Source organism: Lactobacillus sp. ESL0246 (assembly GCF_003692965.1).
Taxonomy (GTDB): Bacteria; Bacillota; Bacilli; order Lactobacillales; family Lactobacillaceae; genus Lactobacillus.
In genome coordinates this window covers 1-25,042 of record NZ_REHC01000002.1, presented here as the reverse complement: position 1 = coordinate 25,042, position 25,042 = coordinate 1, and the positions used below count along the sequence as shown (strand labels likewise).

The window sequence follows — 25,042 nt, the reverse complement described above, 5'->3', positions numbered from 1 at the left end:
AATTGCATAATAGTTTTCGTTGGTTATTTATAATAACATTTTGGGTGGCTAGCTCAGCTGGCAGAGCAACGGACTCTTAATCCGTGGGTCCAGGGTTCGAACCCCTGGCCACCCATTAAAAAGAAGCACTGCGAGAAGGCGGTGCTTTTTTGTTACCCTCTGTTTAAACTAGAATTAAAGATGAATTTAATTCTAGTTTCCTCTTTTTTGCAAAAATTACTTGCCAAAATCGAAAATAATTGCTAATATGTTTAACTGTCAACAGAAATAAATGGGTGGCTAGCTCAGCTGGCAGAGCAACGGACTCTTAATCCGTGGGTCCAGGGTTCGAACCCCTGGCCACCCATCAATAGAAAAAGCACTGCTTTGTTGCAGTGTTTTTTTGTTTTTAAAACTTATTTTTTTGACCAACCATCAAAATTAAGTGAGCTTGTATTTATTAAAAAAACTTGTTCAATAGTTATTTGCGCAGTTACAAGGCATAATTTAACTGTTTAGAAGCTACCGTTGAACATCAATTACAAACGAATTTATATCACCACGATACTTGGCGATTGAATACTCAATCGGACTCTCATCTACTGTCAATCCCTGTGTATGAAAGTAAAATATTGGTTGTTTAACTGCAATATTTAACAAGTTAGCCGTGGTTTCATCAGCCTCCATTACTTCAAGTTTTCTAATGACATGTGTTACTTTCAAGTTATACTTTTCTAATACATCATATAAAGATTCTTGAGCAAAGTTATACTTGAGTAGTTCTGGTACCCGTATTTTCGGTATATAAGTTGTCACTAAAACAATGGGCTGTTCGTCAGCATAACGTAGACGTACTAACTTAAAGACAGGCGTTTGTGGCTCGATATTTAAATTGACACTAATTTCTTCGTTTGCTTTTTCTTCTTGAAAATATAATAAATTAGTTTTAGGGTAAATTCCCTTAGCACTCATTTCTTTGCCGTAACTTTCAATTAAGTGAGTAAACTCTTGTTCAATTTTAACTCTTTTAACCACTGTGCCACGTTTGCGATAGCGTTCTAAATAACCTTGATTGACTAAAGTAGAAATAGCCTGCCGCACAGTTGGCCGACTTACTTGATAATAGTTTGCCAATTCAATTTCAGGTGGAATAATTGAGTCTTGGGGGTAAATTCCCGTTTGAATTTTATGCAAAAGATCTTCAGCAATAATTTGATATTTAGGATTACCTGTTTTTGCCAATTTGACTTCGATCACTTTCTATTTATATCATTATTTAATCAGTATACCATTCACATCAAAAAATCAGTATGAGTAAAATTTAATTTTGCTCATACTGATTTCGTTTAAATTAAAAAAATTAGATTTTAAGCGATTCAATATTATCTTCTTTAAAACGCTTTTTTAGTGCTTCTATAATTTTAATACCAGAGCTAGTGCCAATTCTTTCTGCGCCAGCTGCAATCAATGCTAAAAAATCATCGCTATTACGAATCCCGCCAGCCGCCTTGACTTTCACATCTGAACCAACAATTTCTTTCATCAATTTAACATCCTCTACTTTAGCACCTGATGTACCAAAACCAGTAGAAGTTTTAATAAAATCTGGTTTAACTTTTTTGGCAATTAAAGCTAATTGCTTAATTTCATCTTTTGATAGATAACAATTTTCAAAAATTACTTTACATGGTACTTGATGGGTATGACACAACTCAACCATTTGATTCATTTCATCTGCAATATATGTCCAGTTGTGCTGCCGTACTTGTGTTAAATTGACCACATAATCTATTTCATTTGCACCGTTTAATAAAGCATCCTTTGTTTCTGCTACCTTACATGCGATAGTTGTTTGACCTAATGGAAAACTAATTGCCGCACCAGTATCAATATCTGTTTGTTCTAATTGTTTTGCACAAAATTTTGATTGTACTTGGTTAATCGCTACCATTTTAAAATGATATTTTTTTGCTTCATCACAAAGTTTTTTCATATCGGCTTCTGTCGCGTTCGCATGCAAATTTGTATGATCAATTAATTGAGCAAAATCATCAATAGTATATTTCATCTTTTTCTCCTTTTGTAATTACATAATATAATTCTAAGCAATATTGTAAGCGAAATCAAACCAAAAATTCAAAAAACGTAATTACAAATAACGTTTGCTATAGTAAATGAAATATCATTGTGTAATAACTTTCTTTTTCTGAGTAATATACCTCTCTTTTTAAACTTAAAAATTCATGATAAAATTATTTAGTATTGAAAGGATAATTTATGGGAAAGAAAAAATTTCGTTATCATTACTTAAGTGATGATGTTGTAACTACTCACACGCAAAACTATCATTTACCTGATACTTATTCAATTTTCCCTACTTCTCTTGGTAGCAAAATTTGGTCTGCTATCATTCGACCAACTGCATCTATCATTAGCTTGATTTATACTAAATTAATAATGGATATTCGCATAGCGGGAGCAAATAAACTTCATACAGTTGCTCAACAAGGTTACTTTATTTATGGCAACCACACCCAGCCTTTTGGTGATGTTATCTTACCACTCAGTATTATTCCAGCTAGAAAATATTATGCCATTGGCTCACAAGCTAATTGGGGCATCCCCATCTTGGGAAAACTTGTTTTACCCTATTTTGGTTTACCAGTGGGACAGACTGTCAAACAAACTGCTAACCTAATCCATGCCGTAAAGTATATTATTCACAAAAATAAGGTCGTTGTAATCTATCCTGAGGCCCACGTTTGGCCATATTACACTAAGATTCGTCCATTTCCTTCAACCAGCATGCACTTTCCAATTATGCTTAATGCTCCAAGTTTTGTCATGACTACAACCTATTCAAAACCTAAGCATGGCATGCGGCCACAAATCACTGTTTATCTTGATGGTCCGTATTATTCTGATCTTCATCTTAGTCAAAAGATGGCTCAACAAAAATTGCACGATCAAATTTATCTCACAATGAAAAAAAGGGCAGCACAAAGCAATTACGAGTATTATACGTATGAAAAAATTTAATTTAAGGAGTTCCAAATGAATATTCTTTTTTGTGGTGATCATCATGCTGAAGATGGAATTTTAATCGCTATTCTTTCCTTGTTAAAAAATAGTGCTGCTAATGAACTCCACATTTATATTTTGACAATGTACACTCAAAGTCACCGAAAGAAGTTTCAGCCTTTTAGCAAACATGCAGCTGATTATCTCAAGACTATTCTCATTAAGCACAATCCACAAAACACTTTAAATTTGATCGACTGTACTGAACTCTTCGTTAAAGAGCCACTGCTTGCTAATATGAGCACACATTTTACTCCCTATGCTATGCTTAGACTATATGCGGATGAAGTTCCACAATTGCCAGAGAAGATTCTTTATCTTGACGCTGACATTATCGATCGCCGGAGTCTTACTGAATTTTACCAACAAGATTTAACAAATACCGAATTTATTGGGGTTCTTGATTATTGGGGACGATTCTTCTTTCACAACTTACATCAACATAAAATATTTGATTACATTAATTCTGGGGTACTATTACTTAATTTAGTGGAAATCAGAAACACAAATCTATTTAGTAAAATTCGCTATTTACTACAAACACGAACTGTTTTTATGCCTGATCAATCAGCACTCAATCATTTTGCGCAAAAGAAAAAAATTGCTCCCCGACGCTACAACGAACAGTATCACTTACAATCTGACACTGTAATTCAACATTTTACTACCAGTTTTCGCTTTTGGCCTTTCTTCCATACTTTGACAGTTAAGCCTTGGGAAGTGCAACGAGTTCATGATGTGCTAAAATTATATGAATATGATGATATCTTGGAACAGTATCTCGATTTAAAAGAGAATCTAATTAAAAAGTAATATATTTCGGAGAAAATTATGACTATACCTATTTTTTATGCTATCAGTGATGACTTTACAAAATATGCGGCAGTTTCGCTTCATTCTTTGGTAAAGCATACTAACCCTCAAAAAGACTATACAATTTACTTTTTATGTCAGGATTTAAGTCAACAACACCAAAAAGATTTACTCGAATTAGGTTCAAACAACGTTCATGTTGAGTTCTTTACAATTAGTGACGAAATTGTCGCACCAATTGAAAACCGCAGCGAGAACTATTTACGTGGTGAATTTTTTACAATGTCAATCTTTTATCGTTTATTTATTCCTGACCTATTTCCACAATACGATAAGGCTATTTATATTGACAGTGATACCATTTTAAACGATGATATTGCTAAATTATACAAAACCGAGTTAGGCAATAATTTATTGGGAGCATGTATGGATTCTTCGATTCAATATGTTCCTGAAATGATTACTTACATCAAAAAAGATTTAGCACTTGATCCTAAGACTTATATCAATTCAGGAATGCTTGTGTTGAATTGTAAAGCTTTCCGAGATGAAGGATTTACTGACCACTTTATGAATTTACTGACAAAATACCACTTTGATTGTATTGCCACAGATCAAGACTACTTAAATGAAATTTGTGACAAACGGATTTTACATTTGAACCTGAAGTGGGATGCCATGCCAAATGAAAATACTGTTCCCTTGCCCAATCCTAGCCTAATTCACTATAATCTCTTCTTCAAGCCATGGCATTTTACCGGTATCCAATATGAGCAATATTTCTGGACTAATGCTAAAGAAACTAAGTTTTATGCTGAATTAAAAGCAGGACTGGATAACTATACCAATGAAGAGCGTGAAGAAGACCGGCATAAATTAGATCACATGCTGGCCAAAAGCGATACAATAGCGAAACAGCCTAATAATTGGGCAAAAATTAAAGAGCAAGGACCTGTCACGCTATGATCATTGGTGATAATCGCGAACAAGTTATTAAAAATATTAAACAGGCCATTGCCCGCCAAGATTGGGATGCTAAAGTTGAAGTAGATGATCCAGTTTTATCATTAGCCAAAAGGCAAAAACTTGTAAAATCTTTTTGGGAGCAACAAACTCATTACAAAGGAAAAATAAACAATCGAATTGGACACCTAGTCTTCAGTACGCTAATGCACAGCTTGACTTCATCAACTGCGTTTACTGGACTTGAAAATTTGACGAATTTACCCCAAGGTGGCGCAATCATCACTGTTAATCACTTCAATCAAATCGATTCATTACCAATTAAAAATTTAGCTTCAAAAAGCCACCATGATCTAAAAATTGTAATCGAAGATACTAATTTGAAGTTACCTGGGATTCTCTGCTATTTGATGAACTATGTAGGAACAATCCCACTAATTGAAAGTCCTAATTATATTGGTAAAGAATTTCCTCGTCATTTACATGATGCTTTAATACAAAACAAATGGATCCTAATTTATCCCGAACAAGAAATGTGGTGGAATTATCGCAAACCCAGACCACTTCATCGTGGAGCATACTATTTTGCAGCCCAACAAAACGTTCCTGTAATTTCCACATTTATTGAAATCAAAACAATAGATAAATTAGAAAAGAATCATCCTAATTTTTACCAAACGCAATACGTAGTACATGTTTTACCAACAATTTATCCTAATTTTCAGTTAGACGTAAATGAAAATTCTAAGCAAATGCTTGCAATTGATTATCAACAAAAGATCACAGCATACGAAAAAATTTATCAGCGTAAATTTACGCCTAACTTTACTCCGTGGGATATTGCAGGTTGGCGGTATAACTATAAAAGTGACCAAGCATATAATTAGACTTAGCAAACGCTATGACTTATTCTAATAGAAGAAAATATTTTGTTCTATTATTGAAAGAGGTGTACTTATGGAAAAGTTCACAAAAGAAACTTTAGCAAAATACGATGGTAAAAATGGTAATCCAGCCTATGTTGCAATCAAGGGTAATGTATACGATGTTACCGGTAATGCTCATTGGGCCGAAGGCGAACATCACGGCAACTTAGCTGGTCGTGATTTAACTGTAGCTATTGGTCAATCACCACACGGTGAGAGCGTTTTGAGTAAATTAAAACAAGTTGGGACTTATGAAGATTAATTATCTTTAAACATAACTTAAACCCTCTAGATTGATATGTAATTAAGAGTTAGATGTATCTCTAACATTAATATGCATGTTTTTATCTAGAGGGTTTTTACGTTAATTTTAAATTTGAAAAATTGGTATTATTCGGAACAAATAATTACTACGTTATAATACTTTGAGAAGATTGTCATTTTGGCTTATCTATCGCAAAAGGACTAGTCTATGATTTACTACCATGGACTAGTCCTTAACTATTTATTTTTTAGAAAACTTCCTGACTCTTCACTAATACCTATATTATTCATGCAGTTCTAAAAAACTTTCTGCACTACGCAAATCTTCAATTGATAATTGCCCCGGTGCAGAGGTCTGTCCCACAGCACCAAAAGATAGACATGAACCAAAAATTTGTCCAGATATCCTTGTTACTTTACCTAAATCTCCCATTGCCATTGTTATTAACGGTGTATTGATCATTTCAGAAGTTGATTGTGTAGCTTCAAGTAGAGTTAACACATCCTTAGAAGAATGAGGCATGCATGCCAATTTTGACACATCAGCACCAAGCTCAGCCATTTTTTGCAGGCGAAACTCAATTACGTCTTTTGCTGGAACCTTTTCAAAGTCATGGTTACTCATAATCACAACAATATTATAATCATGTGCCAGATTTGTTATTTTTTTGACACTATCCTCATCATGGAAAAGCTCAATATCAATAGCATCACCTATGCGATTAGTAATAACTTCTTCTAGTAAATCAAAATACTTATCTTCATCTAAATTACACACACCGCCTTCATTTTTGGATCTAAAAGTAACCAAAATTGGTAATTCATTAACTGCTTGGCGTACTTTTTTAGCGGTATTAATTAATGATGATCCATCTTTAATACCATCATTGTAATAATCAATTCGCCATTCCATTAAATCGGGGGAAGCTGCTTTAATTGTTTGAGATGCTGATAAAATTTCTTCTTCAGTTGTTCCAACATTAGGTACAGCAATTTTAGGTAAACCTTCTCCCAAAACAACATTTCTAATTTTAACGGTAGACATAATATTCCCTCTACTATTTATTTTCATCAGAAAACATGATTTCCTGAATATATTCAGTTGGCATATCTTCACCTGTCCATAATTTGAATGAAGCTGCACCCTGTTCAATCATCATTCCAATGCCATCAAACACATGCTTAACACCAGCTTTTTGTGCAACTTTCATTAATTTAGTTGTTCTTGGCGCATAAACTGTGTCAAAAACAACCATGTCCTTGTGGAACCACGATGGATCTGAAACCAAAGTCTTGTCTTCAAGTGGCTTCATTCCCACACTGGTAGCGTCACAGTAAATATCACTTTCAGAAATCGATTTTTTAAACGCTGCTTGATCATTCAAATCAGTCAATGAAACTTTACAGTTTGTCTTTTCTTGAATTGTTTTCACATTCTTTTCAGCCTGCGCCCATTTATCATCCTTGATATTAAATATTCTAATTTCTTTAGCACCATCCAAAGCAGATTGAACCGCAATTGGTGTTGCAGCTCCACCTGCACCAGTCAAGGTCATTACTTTATCTTTAATATCTATTCCTTCATCTTTAAGGGCTTGAACAAACCCAATACCATCTGTTGTATATCCAGTTAACACACCATTATCGTTAACGATCGTATTTACAGCATCACACATTTCTGAAGCTGGAGACAATTTATCTAAATATTTGATAACTTCTTTTTTATTAGGCATAGAAACGTTTGAGCCACGCATATCTAATGTTCTAATCGCATCAACCGCTCCCTTAAGTTTATCATTACCGATTTCAAAACAAAGATAAGTGAAATTCAAGCCTAATTTTGCAAAAGCATTGTTGTGCATTGTTGGTGACATTGAGTGGCGAATTGGGTAAGCCATTAAGCCAATTAGATAGGTATGACCATCTAACCAACCAGTAATTGGACCATTTATTCCTGTAATATTGTTAGCCATTTTTATTCCTCCTATATAAAAATAAATATCTTATATTCACTTATTTAATGTTGCGCCAGAAATAGTATCTGTCGTTTCCCGCAAAGTTTGAAGTGTGTCATGATAATTAGCATTATCCGCTGCTTGTGTTCCAGCAACAAAGCCAGATGCATAGCTCCAAGAATTCATCATACTTGGCATTGAGTCATGACCATTAGCTCCGCCAACAATTTCACCAGCCGCGTATAAATTAGGAATTAAATTAAAATCATTATCTAATAATTGCATATTCCCATTAGTCTCTAAACCACCCAAAGTAGTACAGAAACGCAACTTTTGTTCAATAACATAATATGTACTTCCTTCATATTCATGCATAAATTTAACTGGCCGCTCAAACTCAGTATCATGCCCTGATTTAACTGCTTCACTATATTTAAATAATGTATCTTTTAGATTTTCATAATTAATACCGGCTTTTTGAGCAACTGTCCTAAGATCACCCTTAACTAAAATTGGGCTCTTTTTACCGTCTAAATCAAAGAAACCTTGAACCTCATCTTTAGTAAATCCATATTTGAGTAATAATTCATAAAATCGATCCCACATTCTTTGATCCATTACCACAAAGGAAATTTGGTCTTTTTGGGCAGCAATTGCGTCCCGAAAATGGGTGTATGGAGCTGATTCATTAACTATTCGCTTACCATTAGTATTAACAAAAATTGCTCCCATGTCACTAGCTTCTTTAGTTGAGTAAGTTGTCAATTTAGCAATCCCTGGCTCAACTTCAAGACCGTGAGGGTAAATTTTATACCAATCAAGATTGCGTGAAACTAAGTTCATGTTTTTAGCAAAATCAAAGTAGTCACCGGTGGACGTCATTGGACCATAATATGGAATATTAGTCTTATGTTCTCGATAATCGCGGGCTCCCCAACCACCAGCTGCCATGACTAATGATTTGAAGTTAACCTTAACAGTTTCATATTTACTTTCAGCAGTCAGTGAAACTAACTCACCTTTTTCGTTCTGGTTTAATTTTTCAACACGGGTTTCTAACAAAATTTTACCGCCCTTTTTGTTAAAGGCTTCGGCAACTTTTGTAATTAATTCATATGAACTGGCGGTTGGCATTTCAATTTGCCGATCAACGGAGTGTTCAATGGTTTGTGTTTCCGCTTTTTGGTAAGTTAGATCTGCAAATTCTGTAATAAAGTCAACGGCTTTACCAATATTTTTAACAAGCAAATTAGATAACAAAGGATAGTTAGTACCTCGACATTCACGGGTAATATCTTTTTCTAAAAGTGTAGAAGAATCATCTTTTGCATTCTTGCCAAACAATTTAGCTGCCACTTTTGACCCGGTACCTACAACATTTGAGCCATTTAAGATCGTGGCACCGCCAAGATAGCCATTCTTTTCAATTAGCAATACGTTCTTTCCCATCGCTAAAGCACGACAAGCAGACATAAATCCAGCCATACCCGAACCAATTACTGCAACATCAACATCTAACGTCACATTTTTATGCTCTTCTTTTTCTAGTTTGGAAGAAATATTTATACCGTTTGCCGCAAGTGCTTTCTTACCCGAATCAAGCATTGCCTGAGTCATTATCGATGCACCTGAGATTGCATCAACGTCAAAACTTTGCTTTTCAATGATATTCTTCTTCAGCTTGCCAACAACCTGCTTAAAAATACCTGGAGTTTCTGAACTTTTTGTTACCTTGATATCTTTAATTTCATTATTAACAACATTAATATCAAAATCTATTTTGCCGTTACGTCCGACGGCACGTGCTTTAATTACTTTTTCTGACATGTTTTTTACCTTCCACAAATTACCCTGCAATGTCGAACTGTTTACTTCGAACTATCAAAATAGCTGACAAGATAACGGAAATAATTGTAATAATTGCTGTAATCCAAAATACTAGTAACGTACTTGTAGCATTAGCTTTTAAAACAAAAGCAGCAACTAATGGAGCTACAAAATAAACTACAGCTGGAGCAAAACTATAGTATGAAGTTATTTTTCCGTGACCTTGTGGAAAATAAGAAGTTAAAACAGATAACCCAACTTGCCAAACACCACCAGCTGTGAAGAAACCTACTGCTAAAGCTCCTAACTCACCAGCAATCTGTGATGGATTTAAAATCATGAAAAACAAACCTACTGCCGTAATTGCTGAATAAACCAAAATCAAATTCAATCTTTTAACTTTAGTAACCATAGCTGAAGTTAAAAAAACTGATATTAGCGAAGCAATTGAATACCAAGAAACCAATTGATTAGCATTTGCTGCCGATTCATTTAAAACATATTGTCCATAATACGGTACATATAATGAAAAAATATAAAATGTAAAACATATTGTAAAGCCTAAGGCAATGATCATTAAGCCATCTACTGCTAATTTAGGTTGGTTACCTTTATCTGTATTAACTTCATCATTATCATTTATTGCTACTTTTTCTTGCTTTATTTGTGACGCAAAAGTTGTCTTAAAAGTTAGCATAACATCAACCAAAATGATCACAACCAAAATACTGGCAGTAATTTGCGGATTTTTAATTAACTTTACACAAAATGGAAATAGCATTTGCATTACTTGCATCGCAGCCTTAACAAACGAATTCATCGTTGCCGTTTTGTTTGGAAAAGCATCTGCTAAAGCTGGATAGCCTGCTGTATCCCCAAAAGAATTTGTTACGCCAAAAAAAACAGCAGCAATACCTGCAATCCAAATATTGTTAGCAAACGCTGCACCTAGTAAAAAAATTGCATCACTAATTAAAGCGATTATCAATGTTCGTTTACGACCTATTTTATCTGAGATAGCACCTGCAAACAAAATTGTGATAATCCGTCCCAATCCTACCATAGCCATAACAAGGGAAATTTGTGTTTCGGTTGCATTCCACGACTGAGCTAAAATTTGTCGATATTGACTAATAAATAGTGTTGCAGCACCTACAACTGCAAAATGCGAATAAACTGCAGCTGCAACTCCAGCATAACTTTTATTTTTTTCCATAGTCTTACCTTCCAAAATATATTATTAATAAACACACATTTAATATAACCTATTTCTATAAATAATGATAATTATTTATGGTTCATTAATTATGATTATTAACTATAATAGATAACAATATAATTTTTTAATTTAAAGCAAAAATTTTTACCTTAGTACATATGGCTTTAAAATTATACATATTCCTAAAAGTTATTATTAATTTCTTTATTTCTGTCTTTATAGTTTTCTTATATACTTTTATTAAAAACAATAATTCAATTAATTCCAAATCGTTTTTTAATAGCTTTTACATAAGATATTTCTTTAGTATTTGTTAACTTATATGGTTTAATTGCCCCAATTATTGGTTCTAAATTTTTATCCACAACTACATAAGTAAATACTGCTTCTCCAATTAATTCCATATCTGAGCTATTTAATGACAATCTATTTACTTCAGCATAAATAGTTAAAGTTTTGGATGTTGTTTTAAGTAATGTTATACAAAAATTTATATGATCCCCAACATAACTTTTTTTATGAAAAATGAATTTATCAATACGTCCCGTAAGAGTACGAGAATGACAATATGAATTAGCAAAGATGCCCATTGCTGAATCAATATTATATAGGATCGTACCCCCATGTGTAATATTCATATGATTAAGCATACTTGGAGTAACAAAATAATCTGCCATTTGTCGTTTAAAGAAAATATTATCCATTTATTTTTGACCTTCTAGCTGATTTAATAAAATATATTTTTTGATTTTACCATTTGTTGTTTTGGGTAAAGAATCAACTATACATACCTCTTCTGGCCAGTACTTTTTATCCACATTACAATGTTTCAATTCTGAAATTATTTTATTTTTTGTTACTTCTTGTCTATTATCTGTTAATACAACAGCAGCACCTATCTTTTGTCCCAACCTCAAATCTGGAATTCCTAAAACTGCAGCTTCTTTTATACATGAACACTTTTTTAATTTTTCTTCTACTGTAGACGTCGATATATTTTCACCACCACGAATGATCTTATCACTACTACGACCATCTATTTCTAATAATCCAGTTTGATTATAATGGCCAACATCACCAGTAATTAACCACTTACCATCAAAAGCAGATTTAGTCTTAACTGGATCGCCCAAATACTCCTTAAAAACTATTGGTCCAGCAACTTCAATCAGACCTTGCTTATCTTTTTCTTTTATTTGATGATGTTTCTGTACAATTCGTAACTCTACCCCTGACATTGGTAAAACTGCTGTTGTCATACAATCACACTTAAAATAATAATCTCGTGGTGTATAGCTGAACGGGACTGCCTCAGTTAAACCATAGCAGTTGTACAAAGGAATTCCTCTTTCTTTAGCTTTCAAAAGAAGTTTCCTATTGATTCTATCTCCACCACAAATTAATTGACGTAATCGTCCCAAATCTTTTACTTTATATAAAATATCAAACATCACAGTTGGCAAACTGTCTATGAAGGTTATTGATTCTTTTTTTAACAGTTTACTTACTTCATCAATATTATAGTGTTTAATAATGACAATAGTACTTCCTGCTATCATAGTTGAAATTAATCCATGGTGAAATCCAATTGCATGGTACATCCCAGAAAGTATCAACACAGTATCTTTTGAGGTTATCTTAAATGTTTCATTATATGCATACTCTGAGCTCAAAACATTTTTATTTGTTAAAACCACACCCTTAGGCATACTACTTGTACCCGAAGTATTCAACACTATTAAAGCAGCATCTGAACCATAATCATCAATAAATGGCGATAATTCTCTTTTTTTTCGAACAAAAATCTTAAGATCACCAATATTTTGTGAATAATAATGATCTAATTTAGAAAATTTACTGATATTATCTCGTCCACGTACAGATTTTTGGGAAATAATTGCAAATGGTTTAAATTTTTTCATTAAATTATCTAATTCATCAAGATCAAAGTGTGGATTCAAAGGATTGATAATTACTCCTAATTTGATACATGCAAGCATCATCACAATATTTTCAACATCTAATTCAAATTGTAACGCTACTAAATCTCTTTTTTTGATGCCATAACTTTTAAGTAGCTCAACTTGGTCATCAACCATCCGACCAATTTCTGTATAATTATATTTATGCTCTCCATCAATGATAAAAATGTCATTTCTACTCTGTTTTAAACGCTCATTCCACAGTTGCTTTACTGTAGTCACTTTTGCATTTGTATCCATTTCTATATCCTATAAAAGATTATTAAGTTGTTTAATTACTAAATTGGCATCTCCAATAATTCCATAATCAGCTAACTTGAAAATTGGTGCAGAAGCATCTGTGTTCACAGCAATCACGTACCTAGATTTGTTCATTCCAATCGTATGTTGAACCGCCCCTGATATTCCGAAAGCATAATAAACTTGTGGTGCAATTTTTAAATTAGAAATACCAATCATTTTACTTTCATCAACCCATCCTTGGTCAGTGACTGCCTTTGTTGCTCCCAAACTAGCATTTAATTTAGTCGCTAAAATTTGTAATGGCTTAAAATTCTCAGCTGAATTTAAGCCTTTACCACCTGCTACTACAACTTTTGCGTAAGCTAAATCATTATTAGAATTTTTTTCAGAAATATACTTGATATTCGATTTATAATTTAATGTTAAATTAATAATTTTAACATCATTTTTTTCATCTTCTAACGTCCCATTACAAGCTGTAGAAATAATTGCTTTCGATTCTAAAGAAATTTTGTACGAACCTTCTGTTTTTCCTATTTTTTTATCTACACATATATTATTATCACATTCTTGAATATTTTCTGCATTTGCCACAAAACTTGTATCAAGCATTGCAGCTAATCTAGCTCCCAAACTATTACCAATATTGCTGCTATCAAAAATAATTAGATAACTTTCTTTAAAGGCAAATTTTTCTTTTAGAGTTTTTAAAACAGACGCAAAATTTGCAATCGAGTAGTTTTCACTATTATAAATAGTTGTAGGCATACCAGAATGTTCATATTTTTCCTTAATTTCAGAAGCATGATTACTAAAAACCAATACATTTTTGTTGCTTTTAAAGTTATATTTTAATCCGAAAAGTGTATTACTATCATTACCTTCAGGAATATTTTTATCTTCTAATTGAATATAATATGTTGGTGCCATTTTTTACCTCATTATTCCATTCCGTTCTAAAAGAGTAATCAATTTTGACGTAGCATCTGGATCATTATCTAAATTAAAAATCATTTTTTCGCTTTTTTCAGTTTCTACTTTAATTTGACTAACTTTTTGCTTGTTTAGCTTTTTAAACGACACTTCGGTAATTTTAGAATTTATCGCTTTTTTCACAGCAGAAAAATTAGCTAAACGGGGTGTATTAATAGAACTCAAATTAGTAATGACCATTGGTAGTTCACACTGCCCCTTAAGTATTCCCTTTTCTAACTTCATTTCATAATTAAAATTAACATCAATATTTGTTAGCTGGTCATAATAATTCATTTTCAACTTGTCTGCAATAATTGCAGCAAACTGAGAAAAGCTTGAATAACCTGTTATAATCAAATCATATTTTTTTCCTTCATTTTTTAGATACTGAATCAGTTTTTTGACTAAATAGTTTTGCTGCATTGGATCTTTTAGATCACCTGTGACAATTTTAGTTGCCGTATTAGCGCCTAGAGCCATAGCTTCATGCAAAATTCTATCGGCAACTTCGCCTTGTTCAAAAGAATACGCATCAATTAATCCCCCTTTTACCTCAATAAGTTGAAGTGCATATTCCAACGCCGATTTATCTTCTGTACTCAAAAACAGATTTTCTGGATGATAAGTAACTTTATTTTTATATGAAGTATAAGTTTGTAAATGCTCCAGACCTGCTTTAATAATAACTGCGATCTTCATTAACATTCTCCTATCAGAATTGATATTTTTTACTAACTTCACGCGCAATAGTCATTCTTTGAATTTCATTAGTTCCTTCTAAAATTTGAAATCCTTTAACATCACGCATTAGCTTTTCTACTGGATAAGCCCGAGTATATCCGTAACCCCCTAAAATCTGAACTGCATCAGAAGTTACTTTCTGTGCTATATCAGTCACAAAGAGTTTTGTCATTGCACCTTCTTGTCTTACTGATAAATTTTTGTCCATCATTTTCATAGTATTATTGACTAACAGTCTTGCAGTTTCTACAGAAGTAGCCATATCTGCTAACATATTTTGAACAGATTCAAATTGCACTATTGGTTGATTAAATTGTTCACGTTCATTAGCATATTTGGCAGCTTCATTAAGTGCACGTTGCATAATTCCAACAGTCAAAGTTGAAACGTAGGCACGAGATAAATTTAAACTACTTAAAGCAATATTAATTCCTCTTCCTTCTTTACCAATCAAGTTTTCTACAGGAACATGAACATTTTTAAAGCCTATTGGTACAGTATTAGATAAGCGTAATCCCATCTTATCCTCATGTTTACCTATCCAAATTCCAGGCGTATTTTTGTCAATCATAAAAGCCGACAAGCCATGATTACCATTATCAGAAGTTCTAAAAATACCAATAAAAATATCAGCAAGACCTCCATTAGTTGCAAAAGCTTTATTACCATTCAAAATATATTCATTATTATTTCTAACAGCAGTTGCTTTAACTGAACCTGCATCTGAACCTGCATCAGCTTCTGACATAGTAAAAGCAGCAAAATGTCCTGGCTTAATCACATTAGCAAACTTCTGCGCTTGTTCTTTAGTACCTGCCATTAATACACAACGCAATGCAACAAATGATGTAATTAATGTCAAAGCATATCCAGCATCATATTCAGCTAATTTTTCAAAAACCAAAGCCGAATCTTCATAAGAAAGTCCTGCTCCACCATATTCTTCAGGTATTTCTAACATATGTAATCCTAGATTAATTGCTGGCTCAAATAACGATCGTGGACAATTCCCCTCCTTATCATATTTCTTAATAATTTCAGGAGTTAAATAACGGTCTCCAAATTCTTGTGTTAAATGAATATATTCTTTTTGTGCTTGTGTATATTGTAATGCCATAATATTACCTACTTAATCGGTTCGCCCAAGTGACGTACACCACTAGCTGCACCACTGGCAAACATTTCATCAATTTTTTTATCACTGTATCCCAATTCGTTTCTAAGCACTTCTCGTGTATCAGATCCTTGGGCACGCGAAGGAGTGAGAGTTGGCTTACCTTGAGAAGAAAATCGCACTGGATTAGTAGGAATAAAGCGTCTTGCACCTGATGGAAATTCCATGAGTCTAATTTCATCATTATCAAGAGCTTCTGGATCTTGGTAAATTTCACTTGGAACTTGACAAGCTTCAAGTGGTAAATCTTCTTTGCTAAACAAGTCAAGCCAATATTTCAAGGGCCTTTTTTGAAATGCATCTTCTAAAATACTAATCACTTCTCTACTCGTGCCATTTACATTTAAAGTGTCCATTTTGTTGTATCGTTTGTCACCTTTAACATCGTCACGCCCTACATTATGCATGACTTTATCAAAATCACGATCATATTCCGGAACACATAAAACAAACCACCGTTTATCTGATGTCTTGTATGTATTATTAAAAGGATTGGTAACTTCCTTACGGCTTTTAGGATATTGATTACCATATTGAGCTGAAACCATTGCAATATTCTGCATAAAAATTGCAGCATGATTTAAATTAACAACAACTTTATCACCTTTACCAGTTCTTTCAGCTCTCAGAAGTGCTGCACAAATACCAGCTGCTAAAGTCATTGATACTTGAAAATCTCCATAACCATTAACTGGATTATATGGATTACTACCTTTGTCCACAGTTGTACCTTGAACTCCACCACGTGCTTGATAAGCAGTAGCATCATATCCTGCGGCATCTTTTTTTGGTCCAAATTCTCCATAGCCACGATCCTGAGCAAAAACTAACTTAGGAAATTCCTTATGCAGCTCTTCCCAGGATATTCCCATATGTTTTAAACTTTTAGTTCTAACTGACGTTAAAAAGACATCTGCAGTCTTTAGCAAATCCTTAAAAGCCTGCAATCCGTCTGGGGTCTTCATATTTAAAGTAATGAAGCGCTTATTCATATTAGAAACATCAAACCCTAAATTTTCATCATCTTCATATTTCATACCAAAAACGGCACCTTGCGTACGTCCGGCATCCCCTTTAGGAGATTCTACTTTAATTACATCTGCACCCCATTCACCTAAAACTCTACCAACAGTTGGTGCAGCTAAAAATTGAGTGAGGTCAACAACTCTAATACCTTTTAATATCTTATTTGACATGTTTTTATCTCCCAATTATATAATTAAAGAGGATTGAATATTCCAAAACAACTTTAGGATTCAGCCCTCTTAAATTTACTTAATTATTTTTGATTACATACTAGTTATTGGTGTGACACCACCATCATTTATCAACAAACGACCTGCAGTTAATCTTTGAACTGAGCGTGGACCTTCTTCAAGCCACATAGCACGACAATCACGATATAAGCGTTCAGCTGGTCCATAAGGATTGTCTTGGAAATATCCAATCCCGCCAAAAATTTCAAGCATATAATCAGAAGCCATCTTAACAGTGTTAATACTTTCCAACTTTGCCAAAGATGCTTTCTTTGTAATATCCTTACCCTGATCGTAATCTTCTGCCAGATCCCACAACATTAATCTTAATGCGTGAATACGTGCACCCATATCAGCAATTTCAAAGATAATCGATTGTCGTTTACACAGGGGTTTACCAAAAGTAACGCGATCTTTAGAATAAGCAATAGACATTTCCAACATCCGTTGTGCCATTCCTAAATTTGAATCAGCAATATGGGCTCTAGATAGCGATAATGAGGAAATAGCAACTTTCATTCCCTCTCCACGCTTTCCTAACATATATTTATCTGGAACTCGCATATTAGTGAATTTCAAATCAGCATGGCCTGCACCACGACATCCCATCATAAGTGGCATTTCATTTGCTTCAAACCCTGGAGTATTTGTTGGTACAAAGAAAGCAGATAATCTTTCATCGCCCTGCTTATCGGGATCAGTAACAACAATTAAATAAGTAAAATCAGCAACATCAGCATGTGAAATAAGAGTTTTTTCACCATTAATCACCCAATCATCGCCATCTTTAACAGCTAGAGTATGTAAGTCAGCTCCAGTGCCACCACTCTTTTCCGTTAAAGCAAAGTTAGCGTATATTGACTTATCTTGGAATTTATTCATATACTTATCTTTAAGCTCTTGACTACCGAAATTATCTAAAATACGCCAATTCATATCAGAAGCGTGGTGTAAATGCATACGAATACCACCTTGGGTTCTTGAAAATTCTTCTTGAACCTGCAAAATTTGTTTTTCGCTTAATCCCCATCCACCATACTGTTTTGGAAGTGCAAATCTATACAAATCATGTTTAATAGCAAGTGGAAAGAAGTCTTTTGGAAATTGACGATTTTCTTCAATATAATTTGTCATCCGATCAAATTCATTTTGTGCTAAATGACGAATTTCTTTTAAATAGTTTTCAAAATCCTCCTGCGTCATTGACTCTCCAGGCTTAGCTATATGATTTATTTGTGTTTCTTCATATGGTGGTAGTACGTGTAAATTATTTTGTTCGGTCATGATACATTCTCCTTTTAATTCTTATTAATTTTAATGAAACCGTTTCACTCTACAACCATATTATGTTTTAAAAATTTAGACTTGTAAAATTAATAACAAGTTTATAATTATTATTTTTATAAATACTTTTATGATTAATTAGTCTTAAAATAAGTATAAAATCTAAAGATTGTTAATTTTATAACTAATATTATCTATCTTTGTATTATCTAAAATAGAAATTTAACAGTCTCTAACCTTATGTATAATTTTTCTTAAATAATGTATAAATAAACTTGAAAACGCTTCTTTAAAAATGGGTATAGTATTTATATTAGATAATTGCGAGGTATATCATGAACTTAAATCAACTTTACTATTTTCGTGAACTGGCAGACCAAAAACAATACACGAAGGCCGCTGATAATTTATTTATCAGTCAACCAACTTTATCAGTATCTATTAAACAACTGGAAAGCGAATTACATTGCAAATTATTTAAACATAATGGCCGATATGTTCAATTAACAGATTACGGTCGTATTTTTTACGATACTGTAACTAAAACATTAGCATCTCTAGATTATGGCAAAAAAAAGATTGAGCAAAAACTTAGTCAAGATCAAGGTAATATTCATATCGCAGGAATTCCAACTGCCATAGGAATTTTGTTACCTAATATTACTCAAAAATATCAGTTAGAGGTTAGCCTTGCACCTCATTTTATTTATCACGACAATCCCTCATATCAAATTTGTGAAGGCATCAAAAAAGGCTGGTATGATATTGGAATTAGTTCCTATGTACCCGAATTCAGTTGTTTAACCTATATTCCTTTGTATACTGAAGAAATTATTGCTATAGTTTCCCAAAATAATGAACTAGCAAAAATCAAAAAAATGTCTCCAGAAGAATTACGAGGAGAATCAATTATTACATATTCAAAAAAAATTCAAATTGGTCGCGATATCACTAATGCTCTATTAGCTAGTGCATCTGACCTGCATATTACTAATCGCCTTCATGATGAACTAGCAATTGCTGGGCAAGTATTGACTAATGATATCGTTGGTATTGTAGCCAAAACAATTTATCTTAGTGGATTCGATATTCATAAAATTAAACTTGATCTGCCAAAAGACACTCGTCAGGTATATCTAGTTTATGACGCAAATCAAAATTTTTCACCAGAAATTATTGATTTTATTGATTTTATTAAGAGTAACAAAATGGAAGTACAAAAAATAGTCGATAATATTCCTGTTAAATAGTATGGGGGGTTTCAATGAATAAAATATGTCAATTATTAGGAATTAAAATTCCTATCATCCACGAACCATTACATACATTAACAAATGGAAAGATGATAGCTTCTATTTCTGAAACTGGTGCTCTTGGAATTCTTGGCATTAATGCTGGTTACAGTATTAAACCAGATGCTACAACAGGTGTATCGACACCTATTTTCCAACAACAACTTGGGAGAATCGAAAATCACTCTATCCTTGATGCAATGCAAGAAAGAAACTTGATGAATGAACAAATTGATCAGGCTTTAGCTCACACTTTCAGACCTTTTGGCATGGAAATAGCTAGTTCATGCTCTAATCCCCAAGAAGACCATACTGCAATGGAATTAGTTGAATTAATGCGCAAACGAAGAATAACAATTGCTCTTTTTGAAGGTTTTGGTAAAACCATTTCGAAAAATTGGGTTGATTTACTTCATTTCAACGGTATAAAAATTATGCAAGTCATTAACAAAATTGACGATATTAAAAAAGTAAATGAACACGGGATTGATATTATAATCTGTAAAAATCGTATTAAACTCAAGGAATTTGTAAAGGCTTCTGGCAAAACTCCTGTTTTAGCTGGCGATGATATTACCAATCCAAATATTTTAACTGATTCACTCAAAAAAGGTGCGCAAGGTGTTTTCTTAAAAACTATTTTTTCAGTTACACAAGAATCTCCTGTTTCCACAAAAATTAAAAAGCAAATTATCAATGCTGATAAGCAAAAGCTCGTTACATTTAAAATGAATTCATATCAAATCTATTCCTTACCAGGAAGATTACCAAATAAACTAAATGAAATGTATAATCATGGTGTTAACACTAATGATATTTTCAATGCAGCTAAGGGTTATCAAGGATTAATAAATGGAATGATGTATGGAAACCTTGAAGCAGGATACACTGATATTGCTGCGGATATTAATCATCTTAAAACCTGTAAATCCATCGCACAAGCAGTTAACAATATATCAAATAATATTAATTAAAAACTCACTATGACTCATTCAATAACTAAAAATGCCCTGCGAGCTCTCTTATATGAAGTAGTTACTCAACCTAAGCCTGGTCTAGTTGATCCTGTTAGTTCAGGACCACATTTTGATATGAATATTTATACTTTTATCGACAGCAGTCTTAGCCTAACAAATTATTTTATTTCAGCAGAAAATATTGGTAATACCTTTAATGGTGAAGATCTTACCCAGATGTTTTTTACGCTACGTAAACAAGGCATGAAAGCTGAAAAAGAGATGTTTACTGCAACTAAAGGCATCAATACTCACAAAGGAGCAATTTTTGCTCTTGGTATTTTTGTTTGTGCTGAAAGCTACTGTCAAAACAAGCACACCGATCTATTCTCAACAATTAGACAAATGTGCGCTGGCTTAGTTGAACATGATCTTAAATTAAATAACCACGCTCAAACAGCTGGAGAAAAAGAATTCCTTTGCTATGGTGCAGGAGGAGCTCGTGAACAGGCCGAAGCTGGTTACCCGATTGTGCGTGATGTTGCATTGCCATTCCTAAAAGAAAGAAAAGGGACCGTGCAAGAACGACTATTAGACACACTAATGAAGATTGCTACTGTAACAATAGATAGTAATTTAATAAAACGGGCTGGTAACTGTCACGTTATCACTAAATTACACAGACAAGCCAATTATTATCTTCAAATTGGCGGTGCTTCAACTAATGCTGGTAGAAATTATCTATCTAAGCTAAATAAACAATTTTTAGCTAAAAATTATAGTCTTGGCGGCTGCGCCGATTTACTGATTGTCACCATTTTTGTGGCACTTGAACGAAATTATTTTTAAAAAAGCAATAAAAAAGTTAGCAAAATTTGCTAACTTTTTGTCTATTAAAAATTAACTTAGTGACGCACTATTATCATCTGACTTGATACATTCGCATGCTGAATCGGCAGCAATACGTCCAAAGGTGAAAATATCAGCCAAAGAATTTCCTCCCAAGCGGTTACCAGCATGTAATCCACCTGCAACTTCACCAGCCGCATACAACCCCTTAATAACATGACCAATCTTATCAAGTACCTGAGCACGTAGATTGATTTTTAAACCGCCCATCGTGTGATGAATTGCTGGTTTACGTGGTGTTGCATAAAACGGTGCAACCTCACACTTGAGATTAAAGGCACTCTTACCAAACTCAGGATCTTTACCAGCATCAACATATGAATTATACTTTTTAATCGTATTAACCAAAGTACCTGGATCCATCCCAGCTTTTTCAGCCAATTCTTCTAAAGTGTTGGCTTTTAGTAAAGTACCTGATTTTACTTGTTCTTCAAGAGATTCTTCAGTCGTGTTGTAAGCTGTTTTCTTAATCGCTTCATCCGCAATTAAGTAAAATAGAGTTCCGTTAGCAATCGCCGCTTTAGCCAAAGTATCCCGTTCTGCAAACTCATTTACAAAACGCTCGCCCTTTTGATTTACCATAATAAAATTTTCTGGAGGCGTTTGAATACCAGTAAATAATTCACCAGTCTTTGGATCGGAAACTGGCATTAACTGAATAAAGCCCATTCCAACCAAATCAGCTCCAGCTTCTTGTCCCAAAGCAATTCCATCACCCGTTATTGCTGGAGAATTAGTCGTTGCAATATCATTATCAATATGCTCCCAATAAGTGTTATACTGTTGGACCATCTTGGTATTTGCTCCAAAACCACCTGAAGTTAAAATTACTTTCCGTGCATGAATAGTTACCGTACTGCCATCGCTTTTTTCAGCAATCACGCCTTTTACTTGACCATTTTCAATAATTAAGTGTGTGGCCCGTGTATCAGTCAAAATCGTTGCACCATGCTTTTGCGTCCAATCACCCAAAACACGAATAAATGCATAACCCATCGGCTCAGCTGGCTTATGACCTCTGCGCCACAGCGCGCCTACAGGCATAGTCACTTCATCATAATCAAATTTAACGCCAAGATCCGTTAGCCACTTAACAGAATCCAATGCATTATTAACTAATTCAGTTACTAAAGCGTAGTCACCATGAATTTCATTTCCATCTAGGTCTGTACGCTTACCTCCTAAATAAGTTTGTATTTCGTGAAGCAATACAGAATCAAATAAATAATCTTTCCCTGACTTAATGTATTCGTTAATTTGCTTTTGTAATTTTTTAAAATCATCTTGGTATTCTGGATCAATTTCATCAACTGACATTCCAGCCAACTTTTTCAAACTTTCTTTTTCACCTGATAATGACTTGAACTTACTTTGCCATTCTGGTTCAGCCGCATTCAATGGACCGCCAGCACGTGTCGTGTTTCCACCAATTTGCGGATACTTTTCCAGAACAATTACTTCTTTGTCATTTTGAATTGTTCTAGCTGCGGCTGCAAGGCCAGCACCACCAGCACCAATTACAACAATATCGGTATTATATTCCTCGTCCTTACTGCCTACAATGCTAGGCTTTATACGATTTCTCCATTCATTCGAATCACCACCAGCTTCATCAATTGCTTGTGCAATTCCGTCAACTACACCATGACTAGAGATAGTCGCTCCACTAACAGCATCAACATTTAAAGTTTGGTTGTCAATAATTTCTTTTGGCAAACGTTTAAAAACTTCATCAGCAACACCTTTGGTTTCACTACTAGAATCAATGGTTATATTTTTAATTTTATCCTTGGAAAGGGTAACCTTCATTGGCATAAAACTCGAACCATGACCTTTTGCTTTTACATCATATGTACCTGGTTTCATTATGCTATATTTCCTCCTTGTTAAATATTTAGCAATTAAATTTTACTAACTTTTTATGACAAGGTGAAATACTTTTATAGTAAGTGAACTATAATAAAAATGTTATTGGAGGACATTATGAAAGACCCAGAAATATTGCTGCATTACATTGATACTCTATTAAAAGAGAGCAACTTTACCAGGGCAGCTCATGAATTATACATTTCTCAACCTTATTTAACTCAGCTAATCAAGCATATTGAGCAAAAGCTTAAAACAAAAATAATTAATCGAGAAACTATTCCTTTTTCCTTAACCGAAGCAGGAATAATTTACTATCACTATCTCGAACAAACCATTGCAAATAACCAAAATTTAGTCAAAAAACTAACGCCATTTGTCTTACCCAACAATGAAGTCATCAGAATTGGTATACTAGAAAGCTTGGGAACGTTCTTATTACCAGAATTGCTACCTAACTTTCTCACAAAGAATCCAAACATTAAAATTCAATTATCAGAAACATATCCCCGAGAAAATGAAACCCGTTTACTAAATGAGCAAATTGACTGTTACATCGGTCAAACTCCGGAGACTTTAAATCATGGACTGGATTTTTATGTCAATGGCGGTGAAAATTACTACGTAATTATTTCTCCCAAATCACCATTTTTCAAAAGGGGACGCTTTATTTTACAACCAAATGAATATAAAATGAAAGATATTTTGCAAGAGCCATTTGTCGTTAGTTCTGCTAATTCTGCTATCCGCCACCAAGTTAATGGAGCATTTCAAAAATTTCACGTGAAGCCCAACATTATCTTAGAGAGCAAAAGCATTCTAACCGCAACCAACTTATCAATTAAGGGCGTAGGACTAACAATCTCGGCTGCTAGCATCATTAAGAGGATGGCTCAAACTCCAATTAATCTTCTACCACTAGATAATAATTTAATTCAGATTAAATATTTTCTTGCAGTTAAACATTCTATTAAACAAAATAGCGGTCTCAAAAAGTTAATTGATACGTTCAAAAAACTTAAGATTCAGCCAAGTATAAAGTAAATAAGTCTGGCTCAAAAGCTATCAAACAGATATTATACATTCAAAACAAAAAAAGGAAAGCCTAAACCTTCCTCTTACTTCTTGCTCCGGCTGTCAGACTCGAACTGACGACATCTTGATTAACAGTCAAGCGCTCTACCAACTGAGCTAAGCCGGAATATTAAAAAAGCACGGCAGCTTCCTACCCTCGCAGGCAGTCTCCCACCAACTACTCTCGGCGTTAAGAAGCTTAACTGCTGTGTTCGGCATGGTTACAGGTGTTTCCTTCTTGCTTTTGCCACCGTACTTTCTCT

At 33.8% G+C, this 25,042-nt stretch carries 23 protein-coding genes, 3 tRNA genes and 1 rRNA gene; 11 read left to right on the top strand and 16 right to left on the bottom strand.

What is annotated here, in order from left to right:
* The first annotated feature begins 42 nt into the window (after positions 1-42).
* Positions 43-115 (top strand) — tRNA-Lys (locus F5ESL0246_RS00430).
* Between the two features lie 158 nt (positions 116-273).
* Positions 274-346 (top strand) — tRNA-Lys (locus F5ESL0246_RS00425).
* Positions 347-501: 155 nt separating this feature from the next.
* On the opposite strand, the gene F5ESL0246_RS00420 is transcribed toward F5ESL0246_RS00425, so the two are convergent.
* Both F5ESL0246_RS00420 and deoC read right to left on the bottom strand, forming a co-directional pair.
* Entirely contained in the window at positions 502-1,236 is a 735-nt protein-coding gene (locus tag F5ESL0246_RS00420) for a GntR family transcriptional regulator (protein WP_233551562.1), read from the bottom strand.
* Positions 1,237-1,339: 103 nt separating this feature from the next.
* Positions 1,340-2,047, bottom strand: a complete 708-nt coding sequence (gene deoC / locus F5ESL0246_RS00415) for a deoxyribose-phosphate aldolase (RefSeq protein WP_122017588.1) — start codon at positions 2,045-2,047, stop codon at positions 1,340-1,342.
* Positions 2,048-2,256: 209 nt separating this feature from the next.
* Between deoC and F5ESL0246_RS00410 the strand changes: the two genes are divergently transcribed.
* From F5ESL0246_RS00410 to F5ESL0246_RS00390, 5 genes are all read left to right on the top strand, one after another.
* Positions 2,257-3,018, top strand: a complete 762-nt coding sequence (locus F5ESL0246_RS00410) for a 1-acyl-sn-glycerol-3-phosphate acyltransferase (protein WP_122017587.1) — start codon at positions 2,257-2,259, stop codon at positions 3,016-3,018.
* A gap of 15 nt (positions 3,019-3,033) precedes the next feature.
* Positions 3,034-3,873, top strand: coding sequence for a glycosyltransferase (locus F5ESL0246_RS00405; protein ID WP_122017586.1), 840 nt, complete (start codon positions 3,034-3,036; stop codon positions 3,871-3,873).
* An 18-nt stretch (positions 3,874-3,891) separates the two neighbouring features.
* Positions 3,892-4,839 carry a glycosyltransferase family 8 protein gene (locus tag F5ESL0246_RS00400; protein WP_122017585.1) on the top strand — a complete coding sequence of 316 codons (948 nt, stop codon included), beginning with the start codon at positions 3,892-3,894 and terminating at the stop codon, positions 4,837-4,839.
* Positions 4,836-5,723 (top strand): lysophospholipid acyltransferase family protein, encoded by an 888-nt coding sequence (locus F5ESL0246_RS00395; protein WP_122017584.1) that lies wholly within the window; start codon positions 4,836-4,838, stop codon positions 5,721-5,723. Before F5ESL0246_RS00400 ends, F5ESL0246_RS00395 begins: the two co-directional genes overlap by 4 nt.
* A gap of 70 nt (positions 5,724-5,793) precedes the next feature.
* A complete protein-coding gene (locus F5ESL0246_RS00390; RefSeq protein ID WP_122017583.1) occupies positions 5,794-6,024 on the top strand; it encodes a cytochrome b5 domain-containing protein in 231 nt (76 codons plus the stop codon).
* Positions 6,025-6,309: 285 nt separating this feature from the next.
* Here F5ESL0246_RS00390 and aroD read toward each other — a convergent pair whose 3' ends face one another.
* The 11 genes from aroD to F5ESL0246_RS00335 form a co-directional block, all read right to left on the bottom strand.
* On the bottom strand, positions 6,310-7,071 hold the full coding sequence (gene aroD, locus F5ESL0246_RS00385) for a type I 3-dehydroquinate dehydratase (RefSeq protein WP_122017582.1): 762 nt from the start codon (positions 7,069-7,071) through the stop codon (positions 6,310-6,312).
* Between the two features lie 13 nt (positions 7,072-7,084).
* Entirely contained in the window at positions 7,085-7,999 is a 915-nt protein-coding gene (locus F5ESL0246_RS00380; RefSeq protein WP_122017581.1) for a shikimate dehydrogenase, read from the bottom strand.
* 36 nt (positions 8,000-8,035) lie between these two features.
* Positions 8,036-9,808, bottom strand: coding sequence for an FAD-dependent oxidoreductase (locus F5ESL0246_RS00375; RefSeq protein WP_122017580.1), 1,773 nt, complete (start codon positions 9,806-9,808; stop codon positions 8,036-8,038).
* 19 nt (positions 9,809-9,827) lie between these two features.
* Entirely contained in the window at positions 9,828-11,024 is a 1,197-nt protein-coding gene (locus F5ESL0246_RS00370; protein WP_122017579.1) for an MFS transporter, read from the bottom strand.
* Positions 11,025-11,281: 257 nt separating this feature from the next.
* Positions 11,282-11,731, bottom strand: coding sequence for an acyl-CoA thioesterase (locus tag F5ESL0246_RS00365; protein ID WP_122017578.1), 450 nt, complete (start codon positions 11,729-11,731; stop codon positions 11,282-11,284).
* On the bottom strand, positions 11,732-13,249 hold the full coding sequence (locus tag F5ESL0246_RS00360) for an AMP-binding protein (protein WP_122017577.1): 1,518 nt from the start codon (positions 13,247-13,249) through the stop codon (positions 11,732-11,734). It abuts the gene before it with no gap.
* A gap of 9 nt (positions 13,250-13,258) precedes the next feature.
* Positions 13,259-14,182: an electron transfer flavoprotein subunit alpha/FixB family protein gene (locus F5ESL0246_RS00355; RefSeq protein ID WP_122017576.1), complete on the bottom strand. Its 924-nt coding sequence runs from the start codon at positions 14,180-14,182 to the stop codon at positions 13,259-13,261.
* Positions 14,183-14,185: 3 nt separating this feature from the next.
* Complete coding sequence (locus tag F5ESL0246_RS00350; protein WP_158592774.1) at positions 14,186-14,926, bottom strand: hypothetical protein; 741 nt, start codon at positions 14,924-14,926, stop codon at positions 14,186-14,188.
* A 13-nt stretch (positions 14,927-14,939) separates the two neighbouring features.
* On the bottom strand, positions 14,940-16,085 hold the full coding sequence (locus F5ESL0246_RS00345) for an acyl-CoA dehydrogenase family protein (protein ID WP_122017574.1): 1,146 nt from the start codon (positions 16,083-16,085) through the stop codon (positions 14,940-14,942).
* A gap of 8 nt (positions 16,086-16,093) precedes the next feature.
* The gene (locus tag F5ESL0246_RS00340; protein ID WP_122017573.1) at positions 16,094-17,338 is read right to left on the bottom strand and encodes a CaiB/BaiF CoA-transferase family protein; all 1,245 of its coding nucleotides are present in this window, start codon (positions 17,336-17,338) and stop codon (positions 16,094-16,096) included.
* Positions 17,339-17,431: 93 nt separating this feature from the next.
* A complete protein-coding gene (locus F5ESL0246_RS00335) occupies positions 17,432-18,682 on the bottom strand; it encodes an acyl-CoA dehydrogenase family protein (RefSeq protein ID WP_199688546.1) in 1,251 nt (416 codons plus the stop codon).
* Positions 18,683-19,017: 335 nt separating this feature from the next.
* Here F5ESL0246_RS00335 and F5ESL0246_RS00330 point away from each other — a divergent pair, with 335 nt between their 5' ends.
* From F5ESL0246_RS00330 to F5ESL0246_RS00320, 3 genes are read left to right on the top strand one after another with little or no spacing between them, the layout of a single operon-like run.
* Positions 19,018-19,932 (top strand): LysR family transcriptional regulator, encoded by a 915-nt coding sequence (locus F5ESL0246_RS00330; protein WP_122017572.1) that lies wholly within the window; start codon positions 19,018-19,020, stop codon positions 19,930-19,932.
* A 14-nt stretch (positions 19,933-19,946) separates the two neighbouring features.
* Positions 19,947-20,948, top strand: coding sequence for a nitronate monooxygenase (locus F5ESL0246_RS00325; RefSeq protein ID WP_122017571.1), 1,002 nt, complete (start codon positions 19,947-19,949; stop codon positions 20,946-20,948).
* A 9-nt stretch (positions 20,949-20,957) separates the two neighbouring features.
* Positions 20,958-21,779, top strand: coding sequence for a triphosphoribosyl-dephospho-CoA synthase (locus F5ESL0246_RS00320; protein ID WP_122017570.1), 822 nt, complete (start codon positions 20,958-20,960; stop codon positions 21,777-21,779).
* A gap of 51 nt (positions 21,780-21,830) precedes the next feature.
* Here F5ESL0246_RS00320 and F5ESL0246_RS00315 read toward each other — a convergent pair whose 3' ends face one another.
* Positions 21,831-23,705 carry a flavocytochrome c gene (locus F5ESL0246_RS00315; protein ID WP_122017569.1) on the bottom strand — a complete coding sequence of 625 codons (1,875 nt, stop codon included), beginning with the start codon at positions 23,703-23,705 and terminating at the stop codon, positions 21,831-21,833.
* A 117-nt stretch (positions 23,706-23,822) separates the two neighbouring features.
* On the opposite strand from F5ESL0246_RS00315, the gene F5ESL0246_RS00310 reads away from it, so the two are divergent.
* Positions 23,823-24,749 carry a LysR family transcriptional regulator gene (locus tag F5ESL0246_RS00310; protein ID WP_122017568.1) on the top strand — a complete coding sequence of 309 codons (927 nt, stop codon included), beginning with the start codon at positions 23,823-23,825 and terminating at the stop codon, positions 24,747-24,749.
* A gap of 84 nt (positions 24,750-24,833) precedes the next feature.
* Here F5ESL0246_RS00310 and F5ESL0246_RS00305 read toward each other — a convergent pair.
* Both F5ESL0246_RS00305 and rrf read right to left on the bottom strand, forming a co-directional pair.
* Positions 24,834-24,906: transfer RNA gene (locus F5ESL0246_RS00305), tRNA-Asn, on the bottom strand.
* Between the two features lie 11 nt (positions 24,907-24,917).
* Positions 24,918-25,034, bottom strand: a 5S ribosomal RNA gene (gene rrf / locus F5ESL0246_RS00300).
* Between the last annotated feature and the right edge of the window lie 8 nt (positions 25,035-25,042).

Excerpts from the sequence above, each read along its gene's own strand:
- F5ESL0246_RS00380 (WP_122017581.1), bottom strand. The coding sequence starts at position 7,999 with ATGGCTAACAATATTACAGGAATAAATGGTCCAATTACTGGTTGGTTA.
- F5ESL0246_RS00315 (WP_122017569.1), bottom strand. The coding sequence starts at position 23,705 with ATGAAACCAGGTACATATGATGTAAAAGCAAAAGGTCATGGTTCGAGT.
- F5ESL0246_RS00345 (WP_122017574.1), bottom strand. The coding sequence starts at position 16,085 with ATGGCATTACAATATACACAAGCACAAAAAGAATATATTCATTTAACA.
- aroD (WP_122017582.1), bottom strand. The coding sequence starts at position 7,071 with ATGTCTACCGTTAAAATTAGAAATGTTGTTTTGGGAGAAGGTTTACCT.
- F5ESL0246_RS00375 (WP_122017580.1), bottom strand. The coding sequence starts at position 9,808 with ATGTCAGAAAAAGTAATTAAAGCACGTGCCGTCGGACGTAACGGCAAA.
- F5ESL0246_RS00360 (WP_122017577.1), bottom strand. The coding sequence starts at position 13,249 with ATGGATACAAATGCAAAAGTGACTACAGTAAAGCAACTGTGGAATGAG.
- F5ESL0246_RS00350 (WP_158592774.1), bottom strand. The coding sequence starts at position 14,926 with ATGAAGATCGCAGTTATTATTAAAGCAGGTCTGGAGCATTTACAAACT.
- deoC (WP_122017588.1), bottom strand. The coding sequence starts at position 2,047 with ATGAAATATACTATTGATGATTTTGCTCAATTAATTGATCATACAAAT.
- F5ESL0246_RS00370 (WP_122017579.1), bottom strand. The coding sequence starts at position 11,024 with ATGGAAAAAAATAAAAGTTATGCTGGAGTTGCAGCTGCAGTTTATTCG.
- F5ESL0246_RS00395 (WP_122017584.1), top strand. The coding sequence starts at position 4,836 with ATGATCATTGGTGATAATCGCGAACAAGTTATTAAAAATATTAAACAG.
- F5ESL0246_RS00330 (WP_122017572.1), top strand. The coding sequence starts at position 19,018 with ATGAACTTAAATCAACTTTACTATTTTCGTGAACTGGCAGACCAAAAA.
- F5ESL0246_RS00355 (WP_122017576.1), bottom strand. The coding sequence starts at position 14,182 with ATGGCACCAACATATTATATTCAATTAGAAGATAAAAATATTCCTGAA.
- F5ESL0246_RS00320 (WP_122017570.1), top strand. The coding sequence starts at position 20,958 with ATGACTCATTCAATAACTAAAAATGCCCTGCGAGCTCTCTTATATGAA.
- F5ESL0246_RS00410 (WP_122017587.1), top strand. The coding sequence starts at position 2,257 with ATGGGAAAGAAAAAATTTCGTTATCATTACTTAAGTGATGATGTTGTA.
- F5ESL0246_RS00340 (WP_122017573.1), bottom strand. The coding sequence starts at position 17,338 with ATGTCAAATAAGATATTAAAAGGTATTAGAGTTGTTGACCTCACTCAA.
- F5ESL0246_RS00335 (WP_199688546.1), bottom strand. The coding sequence starts at position 18,682 with ATGACCGAACAAAATAATTTACACGTACTACCACCATATGAAGAAACA.
- F5ESL0246_RS00310 (WP_122017568.1), top strand. The coding sequence starts at position 23,823 with ATGAAAGACCCAGAAATATTGCTGCATTACATTGATACTCTATTAAAA.
- F5ESL0246_RS00325 (WP_122017571.1), top strand. The coding sequence starts at position 19,947 with ATGAATAAAATATGTCAATTATTAGGAATTAAAATTCCTATCATCCAC.
- F5ESL0246_RS00365 (WP_122017578.1), bottom strand. The coding sequence starts at position 11,731 with ATGGATAATATTTTCTTTAAACGACAAATGGCAGATTATTTTGTTACT.
- F5ESL0246_RS00400 (WP_122017585.1), top strand. The coding sequence starts at position 3,892 with ATGACTATACCTATTTTTTATGCTATCAGTGATGACTTTACAAAATAT.
- F5ESL0246_RS00390 (WP_122017583.1), top strand. The coding sequence starts at position 5,794 with ATGGAAAAGTTCACAAAAGAAACTTTAGCAAAATACGATGGTAAAAAT.
- F5ESL0246_RS00405 (WP_122017586.1), top strand. The coding sequence starts at position 3,034 with ATGAATATTCTTTTTTGTGGTGATCATCATGCTGAAGATGGAATTTTA.